At 65.2% G+C, this 16,413-nt stretch carries 16 protein-coding genes; 6 read left to right on the top strand and 10 right to left on the bottom strand.

Going from position 1 to position 16,413, the window contains the following annotated elements; all coding sequences use genetic code 11:
* The 9 genes from IV454_RS25510 to IV454_RS25550 form a co-directional block, all read right to left on the bottom strand.
* On the bottom strand, positions 1 to 324 hold the full coding sequence (locus IV454_RS25510; RefSeq protein ID WP_206092820.1) for an urease subunit beta: 324 nt from the start codon (positions 322 to 324) through the stop codon (positions 1 to 3).
* 14 nt (positions 325 to 338) lie between these two features.
* A complete protein-coding gene (locus IV454_RS25515) occupies positions 339 to 641 on the bottom strand; it encodes an urease subunit gamma (RefSeq protein WP_054262719.1) in 303 nt (100 codons plus the stop codon).
* 17 nt (positions 642 to 658) lie between these two features.
* Positions 659 to 1,498: an urease accessory protein UreD gene (locus tag IV454_RS25520; RefSeq protein ID WP_206088443.1), complete on the bottom strand. Its 840-nt coding sequence runs from the start codon at positions 1,496 to 1,498 to the stop codon at positions 659 to 661.
* A gap of 126 nt (positions 1,499 to 1,624) precedes the next feature.
* Positions 1,625 to 3,394: a DUF1302 domain-containing protein gene (locus IV454_RS25525; RefSeq protein WP_206088444.1), complete on the bottom strand. Its 1,770-nt coding sequence runs from the start codon at positions 3,392 to 3,394 to the stop codon at positions 1,625 to 1,627.
* A 126-nt stretch (positions 3,395 to 3,520) separates the two neighbouring features.
* The gene (locus IV454_RS25530) at positions 3,521 to 4,108 is read right to left on the bottom strand and encodes a DinB family protein (RefSeq protein ID WP_206088445.1); all 588 of its coding nucleotides are present in this window, start codon (positions 4,106 to 4,108) and stop codon (positions 3,521 to 3,523) included.
* 42 nt (positions 4,109 to 4,150) lie between these two features.
* On the bottom strand, positions 4,151 to 4,852 hold the full coding sequence (locus tag IV454_RS25535) for a 2OG-Fe(II) oxygenase (RefSeq protein ID WP_206088446.1): 702 nt from the start codon (positions 4,850 to 4,852) through the stop codon (positions 4,151 to 4,153).
* A gap of 63 nt (positions 4,853 to 4,915) precedes the next feature.
* The gene (locus tag IV454_RS25540) at positions 4,916 to 5,596 is read right to left on the bottom strand and encodes a phytanoyl-CoA dioxygenase family protein (protein WP_206088447.1); all 681 of its coding nucleotides are present in this window, start codon (positions 5,594 to 5,596) and stop codon (positions 4,916 to 4,918) included.
* A complete protein-coding gene (locus tag IV454_RS25545) occupies positions 5,593 to 7,227 on the bottom strand; it encodes a SulP family inorganic anion transporter (protein WP_206088448.1) in 1,635 nt (544 codons plus the stop codon). Before IV454_RS25545 ends, IV454_RS25540 begins: the two co-directional genes overlap by 4 nt.
* 244 nt (positions 7,228 to 7,471) lie before the next feature.
* Entirely contained in the window at positions 7,472 to 8,908 is a 1,437-nt protein-coding gene (locus tag IV454_RS25550; RefSeq protein WP_206088449.1) for a GGDEF domain-containing protein, read from the bottom strand.
* 186 nt (positions 8,909 to 9,094) lie between these two features.
* Between IV454_RS25550 and IV454_RS25555 the strand changes: the two genes are divergently transcribed.
* From IV454_RS25555 to IV454_RS25580, 6 genes are all read left to right on the top strand, one after another.
* Entirely contained in the window at positions 9,095 to 10,090 is a 996-nt protein-coding gene (locus tag IV454_RS25555) for an SDR family oxidoreductase (RefSeq protein ID WP_206088450.1), read from the top strand.
* 15 nt (positions 10,091 to 10,105) lie between these two features.
* Positions 10,106 to 11,092 carry a non-homologous end joining protein Ku gene (gene ku / locus IV454_RS25560; protein ID WP_206088451.1) on the top strand — a complete coding sequence of 329 codons (987 nt, stop codon included), beginning with the start codon at positions 10,106 to 10,108 and terminating at the stop codon, positions 11,090 to 11,092.
* A gap of 15 nt (positions 11,093 to 11,107) precedes the next feature.
* Entirely contained in the window at positions 11,108 to 11,344 is a 237-nt protein-coding gene (locus IV454_RS25565) for a hypothetical protein (protein ID WP_206088452.1), read from the top strand.
* A gap of 82 nt (positions 11,345 to 11,426) precedes the next feature.
* Complete coding sequence (locus tag IV454_RS25570; protein ID WP_206088453.1) at positions 11,427 to 11,777, top strand: hypothetical protein; 351 nt, start codon at positions 11,427 to 11,429, stop codon at positions 11,775 to 11,777.
* 135 nt (positions 11,778 to 11,912) lie between these two features.
* Positions 11,913 to 12,158 (top strand): hypothetical protein, encoded by a 246-nt coding sequence (locus IV454_RS25575; RefSeq protein ID WP_206088454.1) that lies wholly within the window; start codon positions 11,913 to 11,915, stop codon positions 12,156 to 12,158.
* Between the two features lie 77 nt (positions 12,159 to 12,235).
* Positions 12,236 to 13,687 (top strand): catalase, encoded by a 1,452-nt coding sequence (locus IV454_RS25580; protein ID WP_206088455.1) that lies wholly within the window; start codon positions 12,236 to 12,238, stop codon positions 13,685 to 13,687.
* A 15-nt stretch (positions 13,688 to 13,702) separates the two neighbouring features.
* On the opposite strand, the gene ligD is transcribed toward IV454_RS25580, so the two are convergent.
* A complete protein-coding gene (gene ligD / locus IV454_RS25585; protein WP_206088456.1) occupies positions 13,703 to 16,282 on the bottom strand; it encodes a DNA ligase D in 2,580 nt (859 codons plus the stop codon).
* Positions 16,283 to 16,413 lie beyond the last annotated feature (131 nt).

Genomic DNA, 16,413 nt, shown 5'->3' on the forward strand with positions numbered 1-16,413 from the left:
CTAGTTGCCTCCGTGCGGGGGCAGTTCGCCCATCACCATGCCATTGAAGCCGAAGACCATGCGCGCGCCGCCGAGCGCCACCAGTTCCACGGTGCGCTGCTGGCCGGGCTCGAAGCGCACGGCGGTGCCGGAGGCGATATTGAGGCGCATGCCGAGCGCCGCACTGCGCTCGAACCGTAGCGCGATATTGACCTCGAAGAAGTGGAAGTGCGAGCCGACCTGGATCGGCCGGTCGCCGCTGTTTGCCACCACCACGGTGCGCGTGGCGCGGCCGGCGTTGAGTTCAATGTCGCCGTCGACCAGCAGGTATTCGCCGGGTATCATCGTCATGTCGGCTCTCAGGGAATGGGGTTGTGGACGGTCACGAGCTTGCTGCCGTCCGGGAAAGTCGCCTCGACCTGGATATCCGGGATCATCTCGGCGATGCCGTCCATGACGTCGGCCCGGGTCAGGATGGCGGCGCCCTCGGACATCAGCTGCGCCACCGTCTTGCCGTCGCGCGCGCCCTCCATGATGGCCGCGCTGATCAGGGCCACGGCTTCCGGGTAATTGAGCTTGAGGCCGCGCGCCATGCGCCGTTCGGCCAGCAAGGCGGCGGTGAAGATCAGCAGCTTGTCTTTTTCGCGCGGGGTCAGGTCCATGGGTCGTGTCCTCTTGTCTAGGTATTCCAGATGCGCGGCAGCGGCGCGGCGCACCCGAGCAGGTGCGGGCGCAATAGCTGCCACACGCTGAAGATGGCGCGACGCGCGCTTTCGCTGTCGTTGCCCAGGTAGCGCGCGACAAACACCGATTTGATTTGCGTGATGCCGAGCGCCGGATCGAGCGCGCGCATTGTATCGATCAGCGCGCCGCCGGCCGGCTTGCCCACGCCGACCAGGGTGGCGCAGACGCTGGCACCGTTCAGGCCCATGGGGCTGTGCATGGCGGCGCTACCGCCGCGCAGCGCGCCCTGCTCCCACCATAGCAGCTTGCCGCCACGGCGGATCTGGGTGTGCTGGCTGATGGTACCGCTGTCGAAAGTCTCGCCCGAGGCGCGCCGGCCGAAGCACAGGATGTCGCAGCCGATGTAGCAGGCGTTTTCCGCCAGCTCGACCCGCTGTTCCAGCGCCACGTGGGCGCCGTTGAAGAAAATGGCTTCCTGCGGCATCCATTCGACGGCGGCAGCGGCGCCGGCTTCGATCAGCACATCCTGGCGCGAGACCTTGCCGTTGGCGCGATACCATTTGGCGGCGCCGGGCGAGGTGAGGAATGCGTGGGCCGCGCCGCCGGCATCGATGCGGACCGACAGCCGGTCGCCGCCCACCACGCCGCCGGGTGGATGCACGACGATGGCGTGGCAAATGCGCGGGCCTTCCGGATACAGCGGTTTTTGCACGCGCAGCGGCCCGCTGTGGACACGCTCCATCAAGCGCGTGGTGCCCGCATCGTCGGCGAAGCGCAGCCGCAGGCTGGCTTGCCATGCACTCTGGGTTGGATCGGTCTGTTGGCAATCTGGCATATCTGTCGAAAGAGCAGGATGCGTGCCAGCCTTGCATGGCACGTTCGCGGTGCGGCGCGCCCGCGGCAGGTGATCAGATGCACCGCCACGGCACACGCGCACCGGATTGGTGCATCAGGCATGCAATCAGAACTTCACGCCCATCGACACCGACACCACATCGCGGTCGACCTGCGTATTGTAGACCCCACCCCACACCGGCAGGTACGCCACCTCGGCCACGTAGCGTTTCAGGTATTCCAGGCGCATGCCGATGTTCATGGCGCGGCGGCCCTGGCTGAGCAAAAAATCATGCGACCACCCTTTCACGTCGTGCTGCAGCTGCACCCACGCATGCAGGTTCAGCCCCGCCGCCACGTGCGCAGCGCGCGCGTCCAGGCGAATGCGGTAGGCGTAAGCGCTCGGGCTCACGTAGCCATCGGAACTGCACTGGCGCGCAGCGTCGCTGCTGGTGACCGCGCAGGCCCCGTTGACGGGACCATTGCCATACTGGTCGGCGCGGCCATAGCGCCGCACGGCGGGATCGGGCAGGCCGGCGACGTGCTTGACCACCACCTCGCCCACGGTGCTCAAGGCAATCCCCACCAGCAGCGGCCAGTCCTGCTGCACGCCGGCCTGCAGCTGGAAAGTGCGATAGCGGTCGTAGGCGTGAAACAGCGCGCCGGGCGCGAGCGCATCGACATCCTTGCGCAGCAAGGTGACAATGGCGGGATTGACAAACGCCGGCAGGGTGTCGCCGGGCGGCAGCTGGATCGGCTGATTGGCGCGGTAGGTCAGTTCCCCGAACACGCTCCCATGCGCGTGCCGGTGCGCCAAGGTCAGCGACGTCATGGCGATGCCGCCCACGTATTCCGTAAAGTAGCGCATGTTCTTGCCATCCGGGTCGCCCGCGATCAGGCCGGCGCCGGTCCGCTGCGCCTTGCGTGCGCCCGGCAGCGGGGTGCGGCTGCTGTAGCGCGCATGGTACAGGCCCACATCGATCGCCAGCGGTACCGATGTCCAGGTCAGCGCGGCGCCGTACTGGCGCTCATCGACGGGATCAGGATTATCCATGCGCTTGACGAAAGCGCCGCGCGCCAGGCGTGTCCGGTCGCTGACGGGCATCGGTCCGGCGAAGGCCTGATCGCAGCCTTGCGCGACGTAGTCGGTAGTGGCCCAGAAGGTACCGCACAAATCCATCGCCGTTGGCCGGAAACGGGTCTGGTAAAAGCCTTCCACCCCCAGCCCCGCAGGCGACTCGGCGCGCGCGAACAGCATGGGCGCGGGAACCACGGATTCCTGCGGCACCGCATCGGCGCGCCGGCGCGCAGGCAGGTCGACCGCGTTGATCGCCGCCAGGCCGCCCGGAAAACCGCCGCGCTCACCCCAGGACAAGGATTGCTGTCCCAGGCGAGCGAGCGTGCGCACGCCATCGGCCTGCGCGCTGTGCTGGACGAAGACGTCGCCCAGCGCCATACCGGAAAAACGCGACAGCCGCGCGGCGCCGGCGTCGTCGAGCGGCTGCCCGGCGGCGTAGCCGTTGATGCTGTTGCCCCAGGGGCGCGCATGGTCGCTCAGGGCGAAATCATGCCAGGCCTTGATCCGTACCAGCGCGCGCAGGCCGCCCTCGCCGGCCTCCAGGTCGACATAGCCCTTGAGCGCGCGCGACACAACGTCGCCGCGCCGGAAATTCAGGTTCGCGTCGTCGCTGTTCTGGCCCGCGCTGGCCACGCCGGTCAGGCCGACCGCCGCCGCGTTGTAGGGCACCAGCAAATCCGGCGCCGAGGCTTCGGTGCGAAAACTGGCGCCGAAACCGAGCCGCCCGCTCACCTTGGTGTCGAGCGCCCAGGCCGGGGAACCCGCCAGCGCGGCGACTGTGAAAGCGGCATGAAAGTGCCGACGCCTGAAGCGGAGCATGTGAGGTCCGTGGTAAGTTGGAGGAAGCCGTCGCGCCACGGAATAAATCACCGGTCGCGTCGATGTTTGTTACTTTTGGTTACAAACACCAATTTACCACGGCCGATGACAGATTGTCACGAGTGCTCAGGCCCCCCAGACGTCCGCCTCGGTAAAGCCGAGTTCCGCGAAATCGGGCGCCCGTTCGCCGCTCTCGCCACGGCTGTAGAATTCATCGAGCTGCGGCGGCTCGATGCCGGTCCCGGAGAGCATCGCATGGACTTGGCCGCGGTGGTGGATCTGGTGCTGGGACAGGTGCGCCAGCAGGCGCGCGGGCGTGTCGAGTTTGAGGCCGTCGTCGCGCAGGATGCCGACGTCGCGCGCGAGCGTGGCCTCGTCGAGCTGGCGGCAATAGGCGATCAGGCGCTGGTCGCAGGCTTTTTGCGCGGCCCACAAGGCGGCGCAGGTGGCAAAGGGTTCCTCCGGCTCGAAGAAGGCTGCGCAGTAGTCGGGATGGGGCTCGTCGCCGCGCGCCGCGCGTTGCATGGCGTCGATGTAGAACCAGTCGACCGTCAGGTTGTGATTGAGGGTCATTTTGATCGACGGGAAAAAGCTGGTGCGCGTGGCCAGTTCAAACTCGTCCTGAGACAGCGCGGCGCAGGCGCGCAGCAGGCGGTGATTGGCCCAGGCGTTGTTGTAGGCCTGGGCGATCAGGTAGCGCAAGAATTGGTGCATGGTTTGACGGTGTGAAGTGGATGAGGGAAGAAAAATACCTAACTAGGCGGATGCGCCGTACAGCACCTCGGCGCGCTGGAACAGGATCCACGAGGTGGCGATGTATTTGTCGCCGCTGCGCGCCACGTGGCCCTTGTGCGAATGGGTGAAGCCGGCCGGCGCGATGATCAGGCGCCCCTGGCGCGCGTCGATCTTGCGCTTCTGGTAGTAGAACTCCGTCTCTCCACCCTCTTCCACGTCGTTCAGGTAGAACTGGAACAGCAGCGCGCGGTGCAGGCTTTCGCAGCTTGCGTTCTGCGGATAGATCTCGGAATGCCAGTGATGGTAGCCACCGCTGGCGCGCACGTATTTTTGCACGTTGATCTGGCCGGCGCGGTACATCATGCGCATCAGCTCATCGATGTGGGCGGTGCCGCAGTCGTCGAAATTCTCGGGCGACAGCACCACCGGCTCGCCGGTGACCGGATGGATCACCTGCGGCGACAGCGCGCCGATCAGCATCATGCGGTACTTGTTCATGTAGGTGCACAGATGCTCGCGCACCGCCTGCATCATGATGCCCGCCACGTCCTGCCATTCCTCGTGCGCGGAAATGGTCAGGTCGTAGCTGTCCTTCCTGGTCGTGTCGACGCCGTTGCCGGTCTTGCCGCGCGCGACCTTGCCGCTCGTGTCGAAGCGGGCGATGATGGCGGCGCACTGCTCGCTCGTCAGGGCATTGTCGTAAATCTCGATGAAGTCGTCCACCCTCGGTCTCCGGATCTGGTTTTTCTGATACCGGCATAGTACACAAGGCGCGCCGCCGGGTCACTAGCCGGCGTGCGCGGCGACATTCCATGCCAGGCCATGCGGCAGGGTGCGCGGGCCGAACACAAAGTGCAACACCCGGCGCCGGCTTTGTCCGAGCGCCTTGGACGACGCATGCAGCAGCAGCGGGCGCATGACCAGCGCGCCGCCGATGCCGGCGGTGCAAGCGACGGCCGGGGTAACGGCGCGGGCGGCGGGCAGGTCGGCCGGCGCAATCACGCCGGCACGGTGCGAACCGGGCACCACGACCAGCGGACCGTCATCGGGACCGCACGGGTCCAGATGCACGCGCACGGCGACCAGTTCGCGCAGCACCTCCGGCGGCGCCTGTACAAATACGCTGCCTTCCTTGACCGACCATCCACGCAGCGCTGGGGCGTCGACCCGCGCCGCCACCGGAATGCTCAGGTCCTGGTGCATCGGCACCAGCCAGTTGCGGTCCGCCGATTTTTCAAAGTAGGTGCACTGCACCGCCAGCGCGCCGGGGTCGAGGCAGGCGGCCAGCGCGGGATCGGCGTTCAGGCGCGCGGCCAGCGCGGCGCACCACGGTTGCGACAGCAGGCAGCGCGTGCCGCCCGACGCCGCGGCGGCCGGCTGTACCAACTCGCCCAGGCGCGCGCATTCGGCCGCCGACAGCACGGCGGGCACCAGCGCGTAACCCAGTTGGTCGAAGTGGTCCGTCATTTGAGCGCCAGCGCGTCCGACGCCATGGCCGCGCTCAGGAAAATCTTGCCGTTGATCGCGCCAATCAGGTCACTGGTTTTCAGGCGGTCCATCACCGGCCCCTTGACCTCGGCCAGATGCAAGCCAATGCCGCGCTGGCGCAGCGACAGATTCAGTTCGCCCAGGCCGAACAGGGCCGACGTATCGATCGAGCTGACTGCCGTCATCACCAGCACCAGGTGGCGGGCAGCGGGATGCAGCGCCAGTTCTTCCTCGATGCGGGCGTTGACCGCTTCCACATTGCCGAAGAAGAGATTGGCGTCGATGCGCAGCATCAGCACATCGGGCACGGTGCCGGCGGGGTAGCGTTCGATATTGCGGAAATGCTCGGTGCCGGCGATCCGGCCCAGCACCGCGATATGCGGGCGGCTGGCACGCCAGATCAGGGTGCCGAGCGAGAGCAGCACGCCGAGAATGACACCGTAGTCCACACCCAGCGCGATCACGCCGCCCGCCGTCGCCAGCAGGGCCAGCGCGTCGCCGCGGTCATAGCGCCACGCGGTGCGCAGGGTATCCAGTTCCAGCATGCCCAGCACCGCGACGATGATGGTGGCGGCCAGCGCGGGCAGCGGCAGCAGCGCCAGCCAGCCGGTCGGCGCGACCAGCGCCAGTGCCAGCAGGGCGGCGCTGATGATGCTCGCCAGCGGCGTGTTGGCGCCAGCGGCGAAGTTCACGCCCGAACGCGACAGGCTGCCGGTGACCGGCAGGCCGCCCGTGAGCGCGCTGCCGATGTTGGCCATGCCAAGGCCGATCAGCTCCATATTACTTTGCAGCTTTTCCTGGCGCTTGAGCGCAAGCGTTTGCGCGGCCGACATCCCCATCAAAAAAATCATGAAGCCGATCAGCAGGGCCGGCTGCATCAGCGCGCGCCAGTGGGCGCCGGAGGTGGCCAGGTTCAGGCCAGGCAGGCCGGACGCAACTTCGCCGGTGCAGCGCACGCCCAGCGCCGGCAGGTCCATGACCGCCGACAGCAAGGTGGCGCCGATCACCACCAGCATGGGCGCGAGGCGCGCGCCGATGTCGGCCACGCCGCCCGGCAAGCCGGCGCGGCGCAGCAGCGGCGCGAGATACTGCCTGGCCAGCAGCAGCAAGACAATCGCCCCGCCGCCCAATATGGCGCTCGGCATGTGCAGCTGCGCCAGCGCGCCTCCGGCCAGCACCTTCAACTGGCCGAAGGCGATCACGATCGCGGCGCCGATGGTAAAGCCGCTCATGACCGGACGCGAGAAAAAATTGGCCACGTAGCCGAGCCTCAGCAGGCCACAGAGAAGCAGCACCGCGCCGCAAGCGAGTGCCAGTTGGGCGGCAAGCACGATATACAGGCCGGAGCCGGGTGCGGCGAGCGGCGCCAGGGCGGCCGCCGTCATGAGCGAAATGATCGCCATCGGGCCGACCGACTGGGTCATGCTCGATCCGAACAGCGCGTACAGAATGGGGGGGAGAATGCTGGCGTAGATGCCGGCCACCGGCGGCAGGCCGGCCACCAGGGCGTACGCCATCCCCTGCGGGATCATCATGAGGGCGACGACGATGCCGGCGCTGATGTCACCGGGCAGCGACGCGCGCCGGTAGTTTTTTAACCACTGCAGCATGCCCACTTGATCTGTTTACCCTTTGCGCCGATGATGGCGGATTATACCCTCCGTCGCTCCCGCCCGTCGCTCCCGCCCGTAGCTTCCGCCCGTCGCTTCCGCCCGTCGCTCCCGCGCAGGCGGGAGCCCAAGTAATATCCGCGGCCCTGGACTGAGCTACGAACTTGGACTCCCGCCTGCGCGGGAGCGACGGTGGCTGCCGGAGCGACGGTGGCTGCTGGAGCGATGGGGCAAGCGCCGGTCGCTACGACATCGCCAGTTCGACGCAGTTGCGGCCCGCGCGCTTGGCCCGGCCCAGCGCCGCGTCAACCCGCAGCATCAGCGCGTCGGCGCTTTCCTGGTCGGCCAGTTGCCCCACGCCGAGCGAAATGGTGAGGCGGTCGCAGCCCGCTATATCGGTCTGCGCCACCGCCACCCGGATCTTTTCGGCGATCTTGAGCGCGTCGATCGCGCTGGTGTGCGGCACGATGATCAAGAATTCCTCGCCGCCCGAGCGTATCAGCACATCGCTGGCGCGCAGCACCGACTGGGTCACTTCCGCCACCGTGCGCAGCGCGGCGTCGCCCACCGGATGGCCGAACTGGTCGTTGATGGCCTTGAAGCGGTCGATGTCGAAGCCGATCAGCGCGGCCGGCACCTTGTAGCGGCGGGCGCGCTTGATTTCGAGTTCGAGCAGATGCTCGCCGTGGCGCCGGTTGGCCACCCCGGTGAGCGCATCGACCGTCGCCAGGTGCGTCACCCTTCCCAGCAAGGCTTCGTTTTCGCGGCTCATCGCGGCCATGCGCAGGCCGAAGCCGGCCATCTGCGCGAGCGCCATGAACGAATCGAGTTCCGCGCAGCTGAACTGGCGCGCGCGCCCGAACATCAGGCACAGCGACCCGGCCAGCGCGCTTCCCGGCGCACTCCCCAGCGGCAGCCCGATGACCATCTCCACGCCCTTGTCGACCAGGGACAGTGCCAGTTCGGGCTCGCCGGCCTTGGCCGGCGCATCCAGCAAGGCCATCTCATTGCTGCAGGCCGCGACCAGGCCCGGAAAGGCATGCCGCAGCGGCGACTGCAGCAGCCTGTCGCTGCGGTGAAGCACCCGCGCCAGATTGATGCCGGTCGGCGAAAACTGCGCTTCGAGCTGCAGGTCGCCCGGTACATCCATGCGAAACAGCGACGCGTGCACGGCGCCGGAAACGTCGCACAGCGCCACGCAAATCTGTTCGGCCACAGTGGTGATGTCGTCCACGTCGACCAGTGCCTGCTGCAGCCGGGTGCGCAGGGCCAGCAGCGAGCGCAGCTCGTCGGCCGACGTTTCGGCCGCGATGGGAGCGTCCAGCTGCGCCGTGATCGCGGCGCGCAGGTCGGTGTCGTCGAGCGGCGCGATGGCATACGCCAGCGGACCGCACTTCATCAGCGCGGGCAGCCAGCCGGCGCTGATGAATGGGCACAGTAGCAGCACCGGCGCACCGGCGCGGCGCGCGATCAGTTCACCGAGCGCGTCGAGATCGAAGCTGCTGTCGAACCGTTCCAGATCGATGATGAGCAGGTCGACCCGCTCCTGGCCCAGCAATAGGGTGGCCTGCTCGGTGCCGTCGGCGATGAACAGGCGCGCGAACATATCAGCGTAGCTGCCCTGGAAATCGACCCGACGCTGTCCTACCGGATTCAGAAAAAGTCCAATCTGCTGCGACATCGGGTCTCCTTGAGCTCGAAAGCATGCGGCATGAATACGCAGTGGCAACATACCTTGCGTCTGGCCGCCCCACAGTTTGCCATAAAGCACAAAAGCCGCAAACACCAACGCGGGCGCAGTGTGCGCGGCCGCACCGTCAGCAGCGCGCTGCGGTCGGATACTGCCAGTTCGAATGGAGGAAGCACCATGGCAAATACGGATCAAAACGAATTGAATTCACAGGTCGATGCGGTCGCCGACAAGCAGCGCGCGATCCAGAGCAGGCAGGATCAGAAAGACGCCTCGGCCAGCACCGAGGAAAGCAAGGCAGCGGTGCAGACGGGCGGCCCACGGCAGCCGGCGCCGCCGCTGCCGTCGCAGCACCTGGTCAAACCCGGTATCGAAGCGTCGATGGAACTCAAACCGCGCTTTATGGCCGACGCTTACAAGGGCAGCGGCAAACTGCAGGGGCAAACGGCGATCATCACCGGCGGCGATTCGGGCATCGGGCGCGCCGTGGCCGTGCTGTTCGCGCGCGAAGGCGCCGATGTGGCGATTTTTTACCTGAACGAGCACGAAGACGCGGAAGAAACCAAACGCTGCATCGAGGCCGAAGGCCAGCGCTGCATCACGGTGGCGGGCGACGTCAAGGACATGGCGTTCTGCAAGGAGGCCGTCGACAAGGTCGTGGCCGAATTCGGGCGCCTCGATGTGCTGGTCAATAACGCCGCCTTCCAGGAACATGCGGCGTCGCTGCTGGACCTGACCGAGGAGCGCTTCGACGAAACCATGCGCACCAATATCTACGGCTACTTCCACATGGCCAAGGCCGCCCTGCCCCATCTCAAGCGCGGCGCCGCCATCATCAATACCGGATCGGTCACCGGCTTGCAGGGTTCGGCCAAGCTGCTCGATTATTCGGCGACCAAGGGCGCGATCCACGCGTTCACGATGTCGCTGGCATCGAACCTGCTGGAACAGGGCATCCGCGTGAATGCGGTTGCGCCAGGGCCGGTATGGACGCCCCTCAATCCGGCCGACCAGTCGCCCGAGAAGATCGCCAAATTCGGCCAGGACACCGACATGCACCGTCCGGCCCAGCCGGAGGAACTGTCACCGGCGTATGTATTTTTGGCCTCGGCGGTGTGTTCGAGCTATATCACCGGCATCGTGTTGCCGGTCACAGGCAGCGTAGGCAGCTAAGGAAAGGACCGGCATATGGGACGCAGTCTATGGAAAGGCGCCATCAGCTTCGGGCTGGTGCATATTCCGGTCGAGATGTATCCGGCCGTGCGCGACAACGCGCTCGACCTGACCATGCTCGACCGCCGCGACTTCTCGCCGGTCGGCTTCAAGCGCTACAACAAGGGCAATAACAAGGAAGTGGTCTGGGACGATATCGTCAAAGGCTACGAGTACGGCGACGGCGAGTACGTGGTGCTGTCCGAGGAAGACCTGCGGCGCGCGAACCCCGAGGCGACCGGCACCATCGACATCCTGGCGTTCGTGGACGCCGGGACGGTGCCGCTGCTGTACTACGAGCAGCCCTACTATCTGGCGCCCGGCAAGGGCGGCGACAAGGTGTATGCGCTGCTGCGCGAAACCTTGAAAAAAGTCGGCAAGATCGGCATCGCCACGGTGATCATCCGGGTCAAGCAGCATCTGGCGGCGCTGGTGTGCGAGGGCGACACCATCGTGCTCAACACCTTGCGCTACAGCGACGAGATTCGTCCCACCGATGAACTGAAAATCCCGGCCGCAAAATCGAAAACCGCCGCCATCTCGGACAAGGAGCTGAAGATGGCGATGGCGCTGGTGGAAGGCATGAGCGAAGACTGGGAACCGGAGCAGTACCACGACACCTACCGCGAGGATATCCTGGCGCTGGTCGAGAAGAAGGTCAAGGCCAAGCAGACCAAGACCATCACCATGCCCGACAAGGAAAAAGCGCCTGCCGCCAAGGGCAACGTCATCGACCTGGTGGCCCTGCTTCAGCAAAGCCTGGGCAAGAAGCCCGGCAAGGGCAAGGCGGCCAACGACGACGAGGACGATGGCGACGAGGACGAGGAAGCGCCACCAGCCAAGCCGCGCAAGGCCGCATCGAAAACCACCAGCGCCAAGGCGGCGGCCAAGCCGGCGGCAAAAGCCGTGGCGAAGCCGGCGGCCAAGGCCAAGGCGGCGCCGGCACGGCGCAAAGCCGCCTGACCCGACAGGAGACGCATGGACGAGATTTTCGCTTTACTTGAGTGGCCGGCAATGGCGATCAGCCTTGCCGCCGCGTGGTGGATGGGGTCGAAAAAGCCCGGCAAGCGCATCGTCGCCTTCTGGATGCTCATCGTCGGTAACCTGATGTGGATCGCCTGGGGCTGGGCAGAAGCTGCATGGGCGCTGATTGCCCTTAACGTCGGGCTGCTGGCCCTGAACGTGCGCGGGATTCGCAAGAACGAGGATGCCTGATCATCTTGGGGGGCGAAGCAGGTTCATGTGATAATGTTAATTATTTCGCAGCTCAGCTGCCAACGATTAACAGGACATCACCATGAAACCAGCCATCCTGGCCGCCGCCGCCCTGCTCTGCTTCAGCTCCGGCGCGGCGCTGGCCGATGTCACCGAACAGGAAGCCATCCAGGCCCAGGTTGCCGGCGCCATGGCGTCGGCCGATTACGCCAGCGCCCACTGCCCCAACGTCAAGATCGACAAGGAGCGCCTGGACAGCCAGGTCAAACGCTCCGGCATGAGCGCCGACCAGCTGCGTGCGTCCGAAGACTACGCCGACCAGCGCCAGGTGATTGAGTCGATCGCCAGCACCGACAAGGCGGCCATGCTGTGCATCCTGCTGCCCAAGGCGCACGGCGGCTACGGCCGCGGCATCGTCGTCGCGAAAGACTGAAGGCCTGTGAAAGGCAGCAAAATGAGGAAGCACCTCGGTGCTGCGATGGTGTACATCGCTTTCCTGTGATGCGTCATCGGCGGCGTTGGCATGCTGTCTCCCTATGCACTTATCTAGCTCATGTTATGCTGGCCGATGGCGTTCATCTCGGCTTGGCTGATCTGGTATCTGGCGTTTACCAACATGCCCTTCAAAACCAAGGCAATCCGGTTTGGCATGTACGTGCTGCTCTGCGTCCTGACCGCTGCCGGCGGATTCGCCGGCGGTGGCGACGGGTTCAGCGTCGCCTTCATCACGACCCTTCTTCCAATGCTGGGCATGTTCTTAGTCAGTTATCTGTTCCCCATTCCCAAGGTCAATTTAACAAAACTATCGAAATGATTTATTTAATTGTCTTTGGCTAATTAATTGACTCAACTAAACTTCTTGCATCGAATCACCACTGAGGAGTTGCAAGCATGAGCCAAGACCAACAGATCACGACCGCATCCGGCATTCCGGTTGCCGACAACCAGAACTCCATCAGCGCGGGCCCGCGCGGCCCCTTGCTGCTGCAGGATTTTCACCTGATCGAAAAGCTCCAGCACTTCAACCGCGAGCGCATTCCCGAGCGCGTGGTGCATGCCAAAGGTTCGGGCGCTTACGGCAGCTTCACGGTCACGCACGACATCAGCCACTTCACCAAGGCCAAACTGTTCAGCGCCATCGGCAAGAAAACCGAGACCTTCGCGCGCTTCTCCACCGTTGGCGGAGAACGCGGCAGCGCCGACACCGAACGCGATCCGCGCGGTTTCGCTGTGCGGTTTTATACCGAAGAAGGCAACTGGGACCTGGTTGGCAACAACACGCCGATGTTCTTCATCAAGGACCCGATCAAGTTCCCCGACTTCGTCCACACCCAAAAGCGCTGCCCGCGCAGCAACCTCAAGTCGCCCACCATGATGTTCGATTTCTGGAGCAAGGCCCCGGAAAGCCTGCACCAGGTGACGATGCTGTTTTCCGACCGCGGCACCCCGGACGGCTACCGCCACATGGACGGTTTCGGCAGCCACACCTATAGCCTGATCAACGCCGCCGGCGAACGTGTCTACGTGAAGTGGCACTTCAAGACGCGCCAGGGCATCAAGAACCTGAGTGCCGCCGACGCCGCGCGCATCGCCGGCGAAGACCCGGATTACGCCCAGCGCGACCTGTTCGGCGCCATCGAACGCGGCGAGTTTCCGCAATGGGAAGTGCGCCTCCAGGTGGCAACCGAGCAGCAGTTGGACGACTGGGAAGCGCGCACCGGCTGGAATCCGTTCGACCTGACCAAGGTCTGGCCGCACCGCGACTTCCCGCTGCACCCGGTCGGCATCTTCGAACTCAATCGCAATCCCGACAATTACCACGCCGAAGTCGAACAGGTGGCGTTTTCGCCGGCCAACGCGGTGCCGGGCATGGGCTACTCTCCGGACAAGATGCTGCAAGGCCGCCTGTTCGCCTACCACGACGCCCAGTTGTACCGCGTCGGCACCAACCACCAGCACTTGCCGGTCAACGCGCCCCGCTGCCCGATCCACAACCAGCAGCGTGACGGCACGATGGCGGTGCATAACGGCGGCGCGGCGCAGAACTACGCCACCGTCAACGCGGTCGGCAGCGCCCCCCGCGGCATGGGTCACGGCGAGCCTGAACTGGGACTGCGCGGCGGGGCCGCCCGCTTCGATGGGCGCGGCGTGGAAGACGATTACACCCAGGCCGGCAATCTGTTCCGCCTCCTCACCGCGCAGGAGAAACTGAACCTATGCGCCAACCTGGCCGGTCCCTTAAGCCAGGTGAGCGACGAGATCCTGCAGCGCCAGCTGGCGCACTTCGACAAGGCCGACAGCGCTTACGGCGCCGGTGTGCGGGCCGCGCTGAACATCAGGTAAGGCGGCCCAGGCGCTTTATTCCTTCTTGAAGCCCAGCTTCATCATGGCGGCCGCCAGCGTTTTGGCGGCCTTCGCGTAGCCATCCCACGGCTCATTGCCGCGATCGAGCCGCGTGTGCGCGTTGTGCACGGTCCACTGGTCGCCCGATTTGAGGGCGGCCAGTTCGTCCCACCCGACCGGCACCGAAATCCCCAGCCCGGGCCGCACGCGCGCCGACCACGCGCAGGCGGTGGTGGCGCCCCGCCCGTTGCGCAGGTAATCGATGAAGATCTTGCCGACCCGGTTTTTCGGCCCGCTCTTGAATGCAAAGCGGTCCGGCAAGGTAGCCGCCAGATGGCGCACCACCTCCTGCGAAAAATCCTTCACCGTGTCCCAATCGAGGCCGCCCTTGAGCGGCACCACCACGTGCAAGCCCTTGCCGCCGCTGGTCTTCAGAAACGATGGCAGGCCAAGTTCGTCGAGAAAAGCGTGCATCAGCTGCGCCGCTTCCTGGATGGCGGCCCAGTCGACACCCTCGCCCGGGTCCAGGTCGAACACCATGCGGTTGGGCGTCTCATAGCTTTTGCCGATGGCGTTCTGGGTATGGAACTCCACCACGTTCCACTGCGCGGCCGATAAAATGCCGCCCACGCTGCCCACCTCCAGCATCGGCGGGTGCTCGGGATCGAGCGCCGGTTCCATCTGCTTCACGCCGGGCAGCTTGCCCACCTCCGAATGCTTCTGGAAAAACAGTTCGCCGCCCACGCCGGATGGCGCGCGCACCAGCGACACCGGCCGGCCCTTGAGATGCTCCATCATCAGCGGGCCGACCAGCGCGTAATAGCGAATCAGTTCGATCTTGGTGGTGCCGCTTTGTTCGTCGATGACGCGTTCGCCGTGGGTGATCTTGAGGGTGGCCGGCAGGGTGGTCTCCGGCGCGTCCGGCTCCGCCTTCGCTTTCGGTCCTGCCTTGGCCTTGGTCTTGGCTTGCGTTGTTGTCTGGGTCTGCATCACATCCTCCACATGGTTGGCCACTTCGCGCCGGATTCCCCTGGCTGGTTTGTCGCTGCGCAGGCCCTGGAAAACGGCATGGCGGATCGCCCCCGCACTGGTCCACTCGGCAAAGCTGACCTCCGCGACCAGCTTTGGCTTGACCCAGTGATGCTTGCGGCCCGCGACCGCCTTGGGCGGGAACGGGCTCTCGTCGGTATCGAGGGCGCTTAATTTGTCTTTCAGGTCATTCAGCACGGCTTGCGTGAAGCCGCTGCCGACGTTGCCGGCGTACTGCAGCACGCCATCCTTGTCGTGAGTCCCCAGCAGCAGTGAGCCGATACCGGCGCGCGAGCCTTGCGGGTCGGTATAGCCTCCGATGACGAATTCCTGGCGCTGGCCGCATTTGAGCTTGATCCAGTCGGGAGAGCGGCGCGAGACGTAACGCGAGTCGCGCCGCTTGCCGATCACCCCTTCCAGCCCCAGCTTGCAGGCGGCAACGACCAGTTCCTCGGGATCGGTGCCGAATTCGCTTGAGAACCGCACGGCGTCCGACGGCGCCTTTTCCAGCGCGGCGCCGAGCAGTGCGCGGCGCGCTTCGAGCGGCACGTCACGCTGGTCGTAGCCCTTGAAGTAAGGTGCATCGAACACAAAATACACGATGTCGGCGGTATTCGAGCCATCGAAGGCCAGTTGCAGCAGGCCGAAATCGGGCTTGCCATTCTCGTCGTGAACCACGATCTCGCCGTCGTACCAGCCGTCCGGCAGCTTGAGTCTGGCCAGTTCCTTGTGCAGTGGTTCGAGCTTGCGGGTCCAGTCGTGGCCATTGCGGGTGAACAGTTGCACCCGTTTGCCCTCGATCCGGGCCAGCAGGCGGTAGCCGTCGAACTTGACCTCGAAGATCCAGCCGGTCGGATCGGGCGGCGGTTGGTCGACCAGGGTCGCCAGTTCCGGCGACAGCGTGGCTGGCAGCGCCGCCTTGACCGCACCCTCGGGCATTCCACGGCCGCCGGCCTTGGGAGCCGCTTTCACGGGTGCTGCGGCCCTGGCCTTCGATTTCAACCCTTTGGCGCCCGGCATGGGCAGTTTGCTGACGCTGTCAGGCATCTCGTCGACCACCGAGAACTCGGCGGCCGGCCTGGCGTAATCGTCCTTTTCCTTGATCAGCAGCCAGGGCTCCTGCTTTTCGCCCTTGCCCTTCATCCGTACCAGAACCCACTTGCCATGCATCTTATGGCCATGCATCTCGAACTTGAGGTTCCCGCTCTCGTAGCCCTTGCGCGGATCGTCGAGCGGCTGCCAGGTGCCTTTGTCCCAGATGATCACCTTGCCGGCGCCGTACTGCTTTTCCGGGATCGTGCCTTCGAAGCTGGAGTACGATATCGGATGATCCTCGACGTGCACCGCCATCCGCTTGTCCCTGGTGTCGTAGCTCGGTCCCTTTGGCACGGCCCAGCTTTTCATGGTACCGTCCAATTCCAGCCTGAAGTCGTAGTGCAGGCGGCTGGCCCAGTGTTTCTGGATCACGAAGGTCAGGGCATCGGACGCCGGTTCGCCGCCGTCGGCCGGTTCGGACGTGATCGAGAAATTGCGCTTGGATTGATAGATTTTCAATGCATCCGGCATGGCGCGAACCTTGGCTGAGTAGTTTTTGGCGAGTCTAGCGCCGGGCAGGCCGGACGACTGTTCGCCAGCTAACTGAGCTGATTGTAAGTAGTTGTAAATCGCGTCAACTGATGTGCATGTCGCCGCGTTAG

Source organism: Massilia antarctica (assembly GCF_015689335.1).
Taxonomy (GTDB): domain Bacteria; phylum Pseudomonadota; class Gammaproteobacteria; order Burkholderiales; family Burkholderiaceae_D; genus Telluria_A; species Telluria_A antarctica.